Annotated in this window: 9 protein-coding genes; 4 read left to right on the forward strand and 5 right to left on the reverse strand. The window is 62.3% G+C overall.

Going from position 1 to position 14,022, the window contains the following annotated elements:
• Nucleotides 1-60: 60 nt before the first annotated feature.
• The 4 genes from ACQPZ2_RS29290 to ACQPZ2_RS29305 are packed head-to-tail and all read right to left on the reverse strand — an operon-like array spanning nt 61 to nt 4,344.
• A complete protein-coding gene (locus ACQPZ2_RS29290) occupies nt 61-1,281 on the reverse strand; it encodes a CaiB/BaiF CoA transferase family protein (RefSeq protein WP_433521414.1) in 1,221 nt (406 codons plus the stop codon).
• Nucleotides 1,278-2,207 carry an enoyl-CoA hydratase/isomerase family protein gene (locus ACQPZ2_RS29295; RefSeq protein WP_433521415.1) on the reverse strand — a complete coding sequence of 310 codons (930 nt, stop codon included), beginning with the start codon at nt 2,205-2,207 and terminating at the stop codon, nt 1,278-1,280. Before ACQPZ2_RS29295 ends, ACQPZ2_RS29290 begins: the two co-directional genes overlap by 4 nt.
• Nucleotides 2,141-3,190 (reverse strand): acyl-CoA dehydrogenase family protein, encoded by a 1,050-nt coding sequence (locus ACQPZ2_RS29300; RefSeq protein WP_433521416.1) that lies wholly within the window; start codon nt 3,188-3,190, stop codon nt 2,141-2,143. The genes ACQPZ2_RS29295 and ACQPZ2_RS29300 overlap by 67 nt, the downstream gene beginning before the upstream one ends.
• A complete protein-coding gene (locus ACQPZ2_RS29305) occupies nt 3,187-4,344 on the reverse strand; it encodes an acyl-CoA dehydrogenase family protein (protein WP_433527550.1) in 1,158 nt (385 codons plus the stop codon). Before ACQPZ2_RS29305 ends, ACQPZ2_RS29300 begins: the two co-directional genes overlap by 4 nt.
• A gap of 345 nt (nt 4,345-4,689) precedes the next feature.
• Here ACQPZ2_RS29305 and ACQPZ2_RS29310 point away from each other — a divergent pair, with 345 nt between their 5' ends.
• The 3 genes from ACQPZ2_RS29310 to ACQPZ2_RS29320 all read left to right on the forward strand — a co-directional run bounded on the left by ACQPZ2_RS29310 (nt 4,690) and on the right by ACQPZ2_RS29320 (nt 8,796).
• Nucleotides 4,690-6,267 (forward strand): FCD domain-containing protein, encoded by a 1,578-nt coding sequence (locus ACQPZ2_RS29310; RefSeq protein ID WP_433521417.1) that lies wholly within the window; start codon nt 4,690-4,692, stop codon nt 6,265-6,267.
• 890 nt (nt 6,268-7,157) lie between these two features.
• Nucleotides 7,158-7,994 (forward strand): NAD(P)H-binding protein, encoded by an 837-nt coding sequence (locus ACQPZ2_RS29315; RefSeq protein ID WP_433521418.1) that lies wholly within the window; start codon nt 7,158-7,160, stop codon nt 7,992-7,994.
• 49 nt (nt 7,995-8,043) lie between these two features.
• Nucleotides 8,044-8,796, forward strand: a complete 753-nt coding sequence (locus ACQPZ2_RS29320) for a glucose 1-dehydrogenase (RefSeq protein ID WP_433521419.1) — start codon at nt 8,044-8,046, stop codon at nt 8,794-8,796.
• Nucleotides 8,797-9,587: 791 nt separating this feature from the next.
• Here the strand turns inward: ACQPZ2_RS29320 and ACQPZ2_RS29325 are convergent.
• Nucleotides 9,588-10,259, reverse strand: a complete 672-nt coding sequence (locus ACQPZ2_RS29325) for an antibiotic biosynthesis monooxygenase family protein (protein ID WP_433521420.1) — start codon at nt 10,257-10,259, stop codon at nt 9,588-9,590.
• A 1,597-nt stretch (nt 10,260-11,856) separates the two neighbouring features.
• Here ACQPZ2_RS29325 and ACQPZ2_RS29330 point away from each other — a divergent pair.
• A complete protein-coding gene (locus ACQPZ2_RS29330; protein WP_433521421.1) occupies nt 11,857-13,488 on the forward strand; it encodes an APC family permease in 1,632 nt (543 codons plus the stop codon).
• Nucleotides 13,489-14,022 lie beyond the last annotated feature (534 nt).

Below are 14,022 nucleotides of genomic sequence, written 5' to 3' on the forward strand. Positions count from 1 at the left end.
ACCACACTGGTGCCGGCAACGAGTCGAACTCTCGAATCGTCCACCGGCACCGCGTGATTCCTACGCCCGCGCCTTCTTCATCGCCGGTCTGGCTACCACTCCGGACTCGGCGAGATCGGCGATCCTGGTGTCCGAGTAGCCGATTTCGGTCAGTAGCTCGGCGGTCTGCTCCCCCAGCTGCGGCGCAGGACCGGCCTCGGCAATCGGACTGTCGCTGAAGGTGAGGGGCGTCCTGGACGCGAAATAGGCCCCCTCGGTGGGATGATCACGACGCTCGAACAACAGCGGCCGGGAGCGAACATAGTCGTCCTCTTGCACCTTCGACAGGTCGAGAAGTGGCGAAGCCGGAATATCATGCGCCGCACAGATATCCATCCACTCTGCGGTAGTACGGGTCGGCGTGACCGTATCGACGAGCGTGAGCAGGGTGCCCATGTGCCTGTGCCGAGCGTCGACAGTGGCGAATCGGGGATCATCAGCGAGGTCGGGACGACCTGCGATCTGGAAGAAGTCGCGCCAGTTGCGGTGTGAATACGGCATGAGACATATCCAACCGTCCGCCGTGCGGTGCGGTTTTCGTTCCGGAACGAGCACCCGGTGCCAGCCGAAGCTTCCGGCCGGCGGGTCGAAGGTGTGGCCTGCGAGGTGCTCGACCAGATTGAACGCGATCATCGTGTCGACCATCGGCACGTCGACATGCTGTCCGCGGCCCGTGCGTTCCCGGTTCTGCAGGGCGGCAAGGATGCCTATGACAATGTGTAAGCCGCTCACCTTATCGGCGATCACCGACGGTGTATAGGCAGGCCGCCCGTCGACCAGGCCGCCGATCATCGCGAAACCCGAAGCCGCCTGGACGATGTCGTCATACGCGGGTTCATCCCGCCGATCGGTTTCGGAACCGTATGCCTGCGCCGTGCAGATCACCAGCCGCGGATTGGCGACCAGCAGCTTCTCCGGGTCCAGACCCAGCTTGGAACGAGATCTCGGCCGCAGGTTGGTGACAACCACGTCGGCGGATCGGATCAGGTCACCCAGTACGGCCGCGCCCTCCTCGGACGCGACGTCCAGCGCGATACTGCGCTTATTCCGCTGAAGACTCAGCGTCATCGCCGTCATACCCGGATGACGTGCGGCGCCCACACCACGAGTCATATCTCCGGTCAAAGGTTCGACCTTGACCACATCCGCGCCGAAATCCGCGAGCATCGCGGTCGCATAAGGCCCCATGATGACCGTCGTCATATCGATAATACGGACACCTGCCAGGGCGCCGGCGCTCATCGACCCACGAACGACGGAGTCCGCCGTTCCCTGCTTGCGGCGATGCCTTCGGCACTGTCAACGGTCGCCCACAGGTGGGTCTGTTCGACGAGCTCGCGTTCGAGGGCTACTCGGACTCGCTCGGAAAGGTCGCCCCGCAACGTCTCACGCATCGACATGACCGCGAGTGGCGCCGCAGCCGCGATCTCCTTCGCCCAGCCGAGTGCGACCTCGCGTTGGCATCCCGGTTCGGACAGTCTCCCCACCAGACCGAGCGCCAACGCCTCCTCCCCCGTGACGGTTGCACCGCGGTAGAGCAAATCCGCGGCGTTCTGCGCGCCGACGATAGCCGGAAGCGTCACGCTGAGCCCAAACCCATGGTGGAAGCCCAGCATCGAGAAGTTCGCGACGAACCGCGTGGCGGAGTCGGCCACGCGGAAATCCGCTGCGCACGCTAGGCCGAGGCCACCCCCGACCGCCGCACCCTGGACAGCCGCGATGATCGGTTTGCGGCTGTCGAACAGCGCCGCGGCACGCCGGTACAGTTTTCCCGCCAACGCTGCCCGATCGGTAGCGTACGCGCCACCGAAATCCGCGCCCGCGCAGAAGTGCTTGCCCTGTGAACACAGGACCAGCGCGCGGCAATCCCGATCATCGTCGAGTGCACGCACTGCATCGACCAAGGCACCGATGAGCTCTTCATCGAAGTAGTTGGCCGGCGGGCGCCGGATCTCGAGCACCGCGACGTGGTCCTCGACGGTCACCTGCAGTTGGGGCGAAGACGCCGTACCGCCACGGTCGTCTGGTGCGCTGGCATCGTTCAATATTTCGGACACGAGCTGCCTTTCGGTTGTTCTGCGAGAGTCGAGAGGGCTGGTGATCACCGGATCAACGCCGGCCACCACGCTTCGGCGGTCAGCACTAAGTCGGCAAGTACGTCCTGCCATGCCGACTCATCTCCGAACTCGTCGCGCCAGGACCACAACCGCGTGGTCGCCTTTCCGAGCCGGTGTTCCCTCGAGAATCCGAGAGCACCGTGAATTTGGTGCCCCAGTGCCGCAACAACGGAGGCGGAAGCGGAGTTCGTCGCCTTCGCTGCAGCCACCGCGAGAGTCGCGCCTTCAGCGCTCTCTTGTACCGCACGTACCGCGGCGCTCGCCGACACATGCATCCTCGTTGCCTCGGCTGCCAGCGTTGCCAATCCCTGCTGGATCGCCTGGAACTTGGTGAGTGGCCGCCCGAACTGCACGCGCTCGCCCGCATGCTGGAGGGACATAGCAAGTACAGCGTGCGCGGCACCCGCGAGCTGCACGGTTCTTGCCAACGCGCCCCGAGCCAGGATCGCTGCCTGCGTACATCCAGCGACGGCTGTCGCCTGCGGGAGGGGGTAGCTGTCGAATATTACGGTGTCCCGGGGCTCGCCTGCCAAGTTCGCCCCCGGCGTTATGGACGGATCTCCCGGCTCACCGAGGGGGATCACCGCGATCAGGAGCTCACCAGCCCGATCGACCGGAAGAACAAGATGTCTGGCATATCGCGCCCACCCCGCAGTAACCGTGCCCGAGACCGACGAGCCGTCGGGATCTGCGGTTAGAACCTGGGACGTCGTGGTGAGCGGTGCACTACCGGGCACGGTCAGTCCGGCGCCGCTCAGCAGCCACCCCGCAAGGAATGCAGTCTCGGTCAGTGGAACGGGTGCGGTATGCCGAGCAACGGTCTCGACCACAACCGCCAGATCGTCGAGTTCGCCGCCACTTCCGCCGAACTGTTCGGGCACGCCGAGCAGTGTGAAACCCGTTCCCGAGAGCTCGGTCCACAACAGCTCGTCGAACGTCTCACTCGAATCCGCGGAATCCATCGCCCTATCAGCCGCCGCTGAGCACATCGCGTCGACCGTGCGCCTTATCTCGGCGTGGATATCGTCACTCATCGCGCCCCCAGCCCGCGGGCTACGACAGAGCGCAGAATCTCGTTCGTACCACCGCGCAGCGTGAATACCGGACTATGCAGGACCCCGTCCATAAGGAGGCGCGCGAACTCCGGATCAATCGCTGCCTCGAGCGACGAGCTGCGGCGGACAGCCTGCACCACTTCCTGTTCGAACTGCGAGCCCAGGTCCTTCACCAAGGCCGCCTCCACATCGGGGGACCGGCCTTCGGCCAGCGCGCTGGCTACTGCGGCCGACATCTGCCGCAACGACCACGCGGCGGCGGTGACTCGACCTATCTCGCGTCGCACGACCGGATCGGCACCGTTGTTGCGCGCGCGTGTCACCCACGCCTCCCCCAACGGAACCGTGCTCATCAGGCGCTCGGGCCCGGAACGCTCATGCGCGAGTTCTGCAGTCACCTGCTGCCATCCTCGCCCCCGTTCACCCAGCAAACTGGAAGCTGGGACAACGGCTTCGTCGAACACCACTTCGTTGAAGTGGTGCTGGCCATCGATCGTCAGAATCGGACGAACGGTGATACGCGAATGGGGCAGGTCGACGAGGAACTGGGACAGGCCGGCATGGCGAATGCCTTCCCCGGGGTCCGTTCGGGCCAACAGGACCAGCGCATGGGCAAAATGAGCTCCCGTCGTCCATACTTTGGTGCCGGTTAGTTCCCAACCGCCTTCGACCTGCCTGGCCCTGGTCCGCACCGACGCGAGATCCGACCCCGAGTCCGGCTCCGACATTCCGATCGAGATGAAGCATTCTCCACGCGCTATCGCGGGAAGGTACCGGCGCTTCTGCTCCTCGGTGCCGTTGCGCACGATGCTCGGCGCCATCTGCCGATCCGCGATCCAATGCGCCGCAACCGGAGCTCCGGCAGCGAGGAGCTCCTCGGACACCGCGAATCGCTCGAGCGGAGTACGTCCATGCCCACCGTAGGCCTTCGGGATCGTCATCCCGACCCAGCCCAGCTGAGCCAGTTTGCGAGTGAATGCCGGGTCCGGAGCTGCCATCCAGCTGTCACACCGAGGAGTGAACGTCCCTGCGGCCCGTTCCGCCTCGAGAAAGCTCCGCACCTGCAGCCGCAGGTCCGTTAGTCGCGAATCGGTGCGCTCAGGCGCGAGCTCCACTGTCGTTGCCATGACCATCCTCTCCAAATGAGCTCAATATACATTATTGGATCCTAAATTGAATACTATCCTCGATGCGCGGACGGATCGGGCCGACCGTGCCGGATTCCGAGCAACTGCGACACCCTGCGATCACTTCACCTACGCAATCCCGGATCAGTGCCGCTTTGTGTTAATCTAAGATCAAGTGACAGAGGTTTCGCGCCACCTGGACTCCGTCCGGCGGCAAGTTGAATAGTGTGCAAGCCCCATTGACAGGGAGGGTCAAGGCCCGGTCACATGAGCGTGGATGTCGAGTCACACGAAAGCCTCTCCAATAACGCCACGAAGTTACGGTCGAGGCGACCGGCACCAGGAGGCCCCTTGGACGTTTCACCGGACCTACGCGCTGTCGTTTTCAGTCCAATCGCCAGCGTCGGCCTCACTCCGCAAGCGGTGGGCCGATTGGCGGAAGCCATTCGCGTCGGGCTACTTGTCGAGGGTGAGCGGCTGCCGCCGGAAGCAGAGCTGTCCGAGCAATTCGGAATCTCACCGATGACACTGAGGGAAGCGCTCGCCGAACTCCGAGCTGCAGGCTATCTGGAAACACGGCGGGGACGAAGCGGCGGAACGTTTGTCATGCACCCGCCGGAGTCCACAGAGCCCGGTCGAGCCAGTCTTCCGGGCGCCGTCGACGCGGCGTATTTCGTTGATCTCATCGACTATCGACGAGCAGTTACCTCCTACGCTTCCGGACTCGCGGCGCGCCGAGCGACTCCGTTAGATCTCAGCCGGATCGAGCGCCAGGTCGATGCCTGCCACAATGCGGCCAACCGGCGCGAGTACCTGCGACGAGATTCCCTTCTACATATCGGTATCGCCGCAGCTACTGGGTCCGAGCGAATTCTGCAGGAGCAGACTGCGTTGGAGATGGAAGCCAATGGCGCGTTGGCGTCCACTTCCGCTCTGCATAGCAGGCGAGAGGTGAAGGTCTTACTCGACGATCACGTTGCCTTGCTCGATGCAATCCGAGAGCACGACAGCCGACGTGCCGGAAAGATAACAAGCACCCACCTGAACCGCATACGCGATATTCTGTGCGATTCCGATCTGGCGGCCAACACCGTCACTACTTCCGATGCCGGGGAAGGCTGGGCACAATCATGGCCTGCCGAGCCGACACGCGGGAGCGGTCTGATAGGACCGGATGACGATATCGCGGATTGGCCCGCTATCCGTCAGGTAATTTTCGCCCCTATCGGCGGCGAAGGACTTGCCCAACAGACCGTCCGGCGCCTGGCGGATGGCATCAAGATCGGGCTGTTGAAGCCCGGCGAAAGGCTCCCCCGAGAATCCGAGCTGTCCAAGATGCTCGACATCTCCGCTCTGACGCTCCGCGAGGCGCTCGCTACCCTTCGCCAGTCTGGTCTGATCGAGACACGGCGCGGAAGGGGAGGCGGAACGTTTGTCCAAACCACTCGGCCGTGGCCGTCGGTAACAGAGGCGCGCAAGGCGCTCAAGTCGCTAACGCCGGAGTTCATCGCCGACTTCACTGATCTGCGCAACGCCATCAGCGGCGAAGCATGTGCGCTGGCCGCTCTCCGGGCCACACCCGAAGAGTTGGTACACATCGAAGGACTCGCGGCCAGCATGAGCGAAAAACAACAGCTGCCGTTCTATCGACAGCTGGATGCCGCGTTCCACGTCCAAATCGCAATCGCTTCCCGGTCGGCGAGAATCGCCGCGGCGGAGGCCAAACTGCAGATCGAGTTCGGCGAAATCGTTCATGCTCTCTCGCTCATCTTCCCAAAAGACAGACGACCGATGCTCTCGGAGTCGAACAATGAGCACAAGATGATCACCGATGCCCTCTCACGACGCGACGCGGAAGGCGCACGAGCCGCAGCAGTCGCACACGGATCACACACCTGCGACCTCTTCACATCCTCCTTCTACACCTGAAGCAGATGTGCGCCTCGGTCGATGCCGACCCAAGCGCGGTGCTCCGCAATCGCTCAAAGTCACGACAAGCAGTCAGTGTTGCACTTCCGGATCCGCCGGGCCCACATGGTCTTCGCAACATCCTAATTTGCCCGATGTGGGCCGGGACGGCGTGCTCACGCCGACAACGAGCGTGGCCTGGTTGTACACACACCTTGCGGCGCGGTCAACCTGAACATGAGGACCTGGCTCGCTCTCGGCGGGCTATCTGGGCATACCTCGAGTCTCGAAATCACGATTTCGAGACTCGAGCTAGTGCGCCCGCCTGCCGCGTCCGTTCTTCGGCGAAAAGCCCAATGACCTGACGGAGCTGTACCAGTTCTTCCCGAAAGCGCTTGTGCATGCTCGTCGTCCCGTTGCGCAGATGTCCTTGGATCTCCAGAGTCACCGCCCCGCGCAGGGTCGTGACCCAGATTCGCTGGGCGAGCGTGAGGCCAACCGGCACAACGCCGGGATGGTGAGGGACGGGCTTCGTTGGAGAGGGCAGGTCAAGTCAGACAAGCCGAAGTCGCTATTCGCGTAGAGATATTCGGCGTGCGGCCGCCCGCTCGATCAGGCTTCTGCAAAACCATAGCTCGGCTTCGGGCGTCGCACCACCCGGCGGAGGGACGAATCCAGGCACGGCGTCGCCGTAGAGGAGACTCAGCCCCCGGTGTTGGCGAACACCCAGCTCCGATAGGCATGACCCCACGCCCGGATCCAGCCACGGGGACCTGTGACGGAAACACCGGCTGTCAACAGCGTCACATTTTCTATTCGCCATATCTTAACTTCACGGCGTATAGTCTCTTTATGCCATCCAGTTGGATGGCGTTGATCCATACATCAGTGCAGCCGTAAGGAGAAGATTCATGGCCACACCCCCTACTCCCCGCGCCTCCGCGCTCGTGATCGGCGGCACCGGCAAGACCGGCCGCCGCGTCGTTGAAAGGCTTACGTCGCGGGGCCACCCAGTGCGTGTCGGCGCCCTTGATAGCGACCCCGCGTTCCTCTGGGAGGACGCCGATACCTGGCAGGCTGCGCTCGACGGCATCGACCGGGTGTACATCACTCACCCCAACATCACCTTGCCCGGCGCCGCCAAGCAGGTCGAGGCCTTCGCCCGAGCGGCAGTGGCCGGCGGCGCGCGCCGACTCGTCCTGCTCTCGGGCCGCGGCGCTGCGATTGCCGAGGCTCTAGAGGAGGGCGTGAAGAACTCCGGTGCCGACTGGACGATCGTCCGGCCGAGCTGGTTCAGCCAGAACTTCAGCGAGGGCTTCTTCCTCCAGGCCGTGCTGGCCGGCGAGATCGCCCTGCCCCTGCCCGATGCCCGCGAGGCATTCATCGATGTCGGCGATATCGCCGACGTCGTCGTCGCCGCTCTCATCGACGACCGGCACGTCGGCCGAACTTACGAACTGTCGGGCCCCCGTCTCCTCAGCTTCGCCGACGTGGCCGCGGAACTCTCCATGGCGACCGGCCGCGAGATCACATACACCCCGCTGGCGGTCGAGCAGTTCCGTGGGACGCTGCGCAAGAGCGGCTTCCCGGACGACTTCGCCGAAGCGTTCGCTGAGGGCTTCGTCGACAGCATGGACGGCCACAACGCCCACTTGGCCCACGGTGTTGAGGAAGCACTGGGCCGCATGCCGACAGACTTCGCCGATTACGCACGAGAGGCCGCCGCCACCGGCGTCTGGAACGCCTGACGGCTCCGTGCCTCTTTCCCACTCACCCAATAGAAAACACCATAGGAGGATGACCATGACTGGCCTGCAGGGCAAGGTAGTGATCGTAACGGGCGGTGCCCGCGGGATCGGCGCGGCCACGGCCGCCCGCATGGCCCGAGACGGTGCCAAGGTAGTGATCACCGACTTGCTCGATGACGAAGGTACGAAGACCGCTATCCAGATCGGAGGCGACTTCCTCCACCACGACGTAACCAGCGAAGACGACTGGCAGCGCGTCGTCGACACGACCGTCGAGCGCTATGGCCGCCTGGACGGCCTGGTCAACAATGCCGGCATCGCCACCGGAGCACCGGGAACGCCGATCGAGAACGAGACTCTGGACTCGTTCGAACGGTCGCTCAAGGTCAACCTGAGCGGTGTGTTCCTCGGATTGCGGACGGTCGTCGGACCGATGAAGGCGACAGGCGGCGGCTCGATCGTCAATGTCGCCTCCGTCACCGGTCTCAGCGGCTTCCCCGGCGTCTCCGGATACGGCGCGTCCAAATGGGGTGTCCGCGGACTCACCAAGATTGCGGCCACGGAATTCGGCCCCCACCGGATCCGGGTCAACGCAGTCAACCCCGGCGCGACCCTCACCCCGATGAACGAGGGCCATGTCCAGCTCGGAGAAGGAAACTTCCCCCCGGCTCCGCTCGGCCGGATCGCCGTCCCCGAGGAGATCGCGGAAGCTGTGTCTTTCCTTATCTCCGACGCGGCCTCGTACACGACCGGCGTGGACATCACAGTCGATGGCGGGTGGACCGCCCGACCGAACGGGTGACCGCCTTAGCGACCTGAATAGGGCTGCCAGGCAAGTCGGTTCCCCACTCACGCGAGAGGGGCACACCCACGCTGGCTGCCAGGGTGCGAGCGTAGGTCCGAACGGCCCGACGAGTCGGATGCAGCTGCTGTTGCATGTCGCCGGTCTCCTCGGAACCGTCCGGATCCCGCAGCGCACTGCCGGCGTTGCTTGTAGAAGCGCCTCGACTGGTCGGGCGTGGAAAACCTGGTGCGTCGCGTCCGCGGTCAGTGTGGTGGAGTTCGCGACCCGCTTCCGGCACCGCTGGGCACTCGAAGTGCCTCGTCGCGCCACGGGCGTTGGATCTCCTTTTGGTCGCCCTCAGCGCAGGGGTCCTGTAGGCACGGCGGAATCCGGCCGCTGGACGGAGCCTCGTCCAGTTCGGAGCCAAGCCCCCAGTGCTGCAACAGGTTCTGCGGTTTGCACGAACCCGCCTCGGCGTTGGGTCCTTCGGTCCTACTCGGATGCCCAGTCGTCGGCCGACCTCGCGCAGGTTGGGCACGGGTGTTCAGAGGAGTGAACGTCCGGTGTCGCCGTGGTCTTCGAGCGTCCTGCCCGCTTACGTGGCCGCAGTGAGGGTCTCACACTCCCAGAACGGGATCGCACGGAGAGACCTCTCAAACAACCATCGCCCCCAGAGCAGTCAATTGCCCGAATCGACAATACTGCTCCGAAACACGCTTACACGTTCGCCTGCTGCGAGTGCCGGAAGGCCGAAACTCGCAGCAGGCGTATGAGCCACTCGGGCAACGAGGACTGAGCAGGACCGCGTTTCAGTCCCGAACCCAGTGTCGCTTCGGATCTCCGTGCAGCAACACAATCGATTCGAAATCGATCAGGCCGAAGAACTTCTGACACTCGGGCGACTGCTGCACGTCGATGCCTGCCTGCTCAGCGAGCTCGTGACTCTTCCACCAGACGAGCTCGATCCACTGCTGTTCCTCGCCTGTCGCCTTGATCAGTCGGCGGGAGACGAAGCCCGGCTGGCGCTGCAGAAACTTGATCGAGTTATCGCCCTCGGCGAGGAACTCCTCGGTTGTCACGCCTGGCTGCAGTCGGTACGTCACCGCCTCCAGAATGTTGTCCTCACTGCTCTTTTCGACGGGGAAAACATCCTCGCGCCGCACAAGTGGAGTGACGGCTTCGACGTACGCCGCCTTGAGCTTCGTCTTGTCGATCAGGTCGTCGGTGATCTTACCGGCAGCATCGTTCTTGAGGATCTGCTCCTTCAGCACATCCAGGCTCTCGACCTCGATGTCATACATGACGACGAAGCTTGCGGGGAAGTCCCCGTAGGCCAGATCGGTAACTTTGAAAAGCTGGGCAGTCTGGAAGCCTTCGAGCGCAAAAGCACTCGGGAAGTGGCTCGTCTGGTACCACTCGGGGTACTGATCCTCTGCCCCCTCGATCGGAGTCGAAAGGATCACTGCTTTGTACTTTGCCATTGTCTTCTCCTTCGTCGATTTGACTATAAACCGGCCGATAATGAGCATACTTCCGCCGAGCGATCGACGATTCCGCACAGTATTCGGCAAAGCCTCTATTTACAAAGACCAAGCACTCCCGATGATCAGATCAGGAAAGCTGCTCAGTACGGGTGCACCACGCTCATGGTGCGGCGGATCGACGAAACAGTCAAGACCAGTTTCGTTCCGGATTATCGACGGCACTATTGATTGGGTCGATTACCTTCCATCTGACAGGCTTCACCTCTTCGAAGATATTCCACTCACCCGCGCCTACTAAGCCGTGACCAAGCCTCGATATCCAGCGCCATCGTCTCGGTCCTACAGTTTGCCGAACTCGGCGTCGGGTTCGTCACGCTTCGGCGAGCAGACCGCGGAATACCAGGGAACGCCGTGATCATGAATCCTTCAGGGGATGAAAGCCCGTCAACATCGAACTCCGGCGACCCATCGTGGGTATATACGTCGGGCGCCATTCTCCGCTACCGCCTAAATCAACGGCCAGATCCCAATCAAGATCAGGGACTTCCCGAGTGCGTCATCAGAATCTCGATCGACTTCAAGTCAGCATATCGAACCATCCTTGATCTTGATATCTATCCGCCCTGCGGAAGCGTGTACTACCCGAGGTTCCTCTGCAGTGTTGCGACAGAGCTGTTCGAGAAATCCGACCTGCCGCCCCAGAGCGCTCGCGCCAAAAACATACATCCTCATATCTTTGAGCACAAGGGCTCAACACCCCCTGCTTCAAACGGGACTACTACCGCAGGCCACCCGAGCCACCTGCGCCATAACGGGTCCAACCCACGACCCGCGCCGCGGAGCGCGGGATGGACGTAACCCCCGCAGCACTCGGTGGCGCGGGCGTGACATGTGATCCAGGCCGACACCTTCGGTGCACCTGAGTACGGCCCGCGCCGAGTACGACCTGGCGGACAGCGCCGATATCAACCGCACAGCGGAGATAGCCGTGGGGACCCTACGTGAAGTTCACACAACCACTCGGTTCCGGGCGATTCGCCGACTCGATCACCCGACGCAGCTCGCGGGTGGCCCGCTCTACACTGCCCATGAAAGATACGTGTACCCACGAATCAGTTCGAAACCTTCACCACCTATTGACTGCTAGGCAGACCACAGTTAGAGTTCATAATTAGGTATTAGAGGTTTTCTGTGGTTGCATCGGGACCACAGTCGTACACGTCGCAGGAACTCCATGAGCCAGACGAATCACCGTTGGTTCGGTCACGACAAGCGTGACAGGTCGCTCGAAATCACGAGCAAACAGCGTGTATCGCTACACAGGCAGGCGTCGGCGCCGATTCGGAAACAGAACATTTCCAGGATTCGATTACGTATCCCCTGGCCCGGAACGCGAAAAGCTACACGATCAGGAATGACAATTGTGCCGTACATCAGATAAGGCCAGGTAACGCCACGATCGTTGTCAGCGAAAACGAGACAACCGCAAAAGCATCGATGTCATCATCGTAATTGATCCCGAATCCAGCCGGGGATCATCAGACATTACTATCAGAGCACGCCTTCGACCAGGGCGCGCTGCGATAGCCCATATTTGCGCGCCAGATTCCCGATCGACCAATTCATTAGCGCGCAAAATACTGCAGCTGAATCAGCAGAACTCACATTTGCAACCTCGACGTTTCGCCATGCGCCGCGGTTCCAATCGCCGAACAATCGAACCGACCTCGTAGGTAAGAATCAGGAGAATTCTATGTCAGACAAGGCTAACACATCGGCTTCAGCCGATGTAGCGACCGGTTCCCACCCCAAAGGCCCGGCGCACCGCCTGCGCGGCAATATGAGGACGCCGCAACTGGTCTTCAATGCCCTCGCGTTCAACGCACCGTTGGCTGCCCTGATCGGTGGTGTTCCGTTGGTGATCGGCTTGGGGGGCAGCATCGGTGCTCCCTTGCTATTTGCCGGTCTCGGGGCGCTGATGCTCCTGTTCTCAGTCGGCTACACCCTGATGGCGCGATTGATCCCGAAAGCCGGCGCCTACTACACCTTCGTCACCGCGGGAATGGGCCGGCCCCTCGGCCTAGGCGCCTCATTCCTCGCGATAACCGCCTATTTCGCGGGCCTTTCGTACCCCTTGATCATCCTCGGAATAACCCTGAACAAGCTGGTCCAAGACCACGGTGGACCCAATATCAGCTGGTGGGTGTGGACGCTGATCGTCGCTGGAGTCGTCGGCATCCTAGGGTACGTGAACATCGACGTTTCGACGCGAGTGCTGCTCATACTCGTCGTCATCGAGGTCATTGTCGTCGTTGCCTACGACCTGGTGGTCTTCGGAACCGGCGGACAGGCACACCATGTCACCTTCGGATCCTTCAACCCCGCCACTCTGGGCTCCGGCGGCGCCTTGATCGGTTTGGTGCTGGCCATGAGCATGTTCCTTGGATTCGAGTCGGTCGTCGTCTATCGTGACGAAGCCCGTGACCCGGAACGCTCGGTGCCCCGCGCCACCTACATCACCGTCGCCGCGATCACCATCTTCTACACGATCGGGTCCTGGGCGATCATCCTGGCGTTCGGAGAGGACCAGGCCGCCGCGACGATCGGTGCCGACCCGGCCACCGCATTCCTCACCAGTATCCAGAGTTACCTCGGCATGGTGATCTACGACATCAGCTCCCTCTTGTTCGTCACCAGCGTGCTTGCGTCCGTGACGGCCATGCACAACGTTGTCGCCCGCTACCTGTTCAACCTGAGCTCCGACGCAGTATTGCCACGCTCGCTGAGTACGCCGCACCACCGCCATGGCTCTCCGCACCGCGCCAGCATGCTGATCTCGGCGGTGACCTTGGCGTTCATCGTCATCATCACCGTCTCGGGAAGCGACATCGTGACCGTCTATGGAACGCTCGCCGGCATGACCAGCTATGCCCTGATTGTGCTGTTTTTCCTGGCCAGCATCGCCGTTGCGGCCTACCTGCTGCGAACCCGGCCTGCGGGCATCACCTTCTGGAAGCGAACCATCGCCCCGGTGGCCGCCGCCCTGGCCATGACTGTTGCCCTAATACTCGTGACCACCCATATAGAGCTGCTGACCGGTTCGGAATCGTTGACCGGAGTCCTCATATTCGGAGTCGCCGGAGTCATTCTGCTGGGGATTGTGCTGGCCCTGGTCCTGCGCCGGAACCGACCCGAGGTCTATCAACAAATCGGCTCACAGATCTGACCGAGGTCAACAGACAACGCCTACCTACGACGTGAACGCAAAACGGTTGGAACGTCAACGGTCAGTCAGGAACCCACACGTCAATACGCCAACGATCTAGTCCACGCGAGCCATATGCACCGGACCGGCCATCCTCGGATATCCCCAGGACATCGCCGACCCGGTGCATATTTCTCCGACTGCCGTAGCTTCCGCTCGATGAGGTGGGTGTGGGGATGACCGGGGTATTCCGGCGAAGCCTCGCTGCGCGATACGTTGAAATCCATCAACTGCCATCAGGGCGAGGCCGGTAACGAACCTGCTCGATCGCGACTTCACCGCTAGCGCACCGAACCAGAAGTGGGTCACCGACGTGACCGATTCTTCGGTGACGGGCACAGAACGATCGTGCACTCGGACCAAGATTTTCAACACCAGCACGTGTCATGGCGGAGCATGATCGCCGATGCCAGTGCGACCCAGTCGATGTCACGCAAGGGCAACTGCCCTTTATCCGGCTAACTGGACCAGTATTGGCAGGTCAAGATGGTTCGG

The organism is Nocardia pseudovaccinii (assembly GCF_050942345.1).
Taxonomy (GTDB): Bacteria; Actinomycetota; Actinomycetes; order Mycobacteriales; family Mycobacteriaceae; genus Nocardia; species Nocardia pseudovaccinii.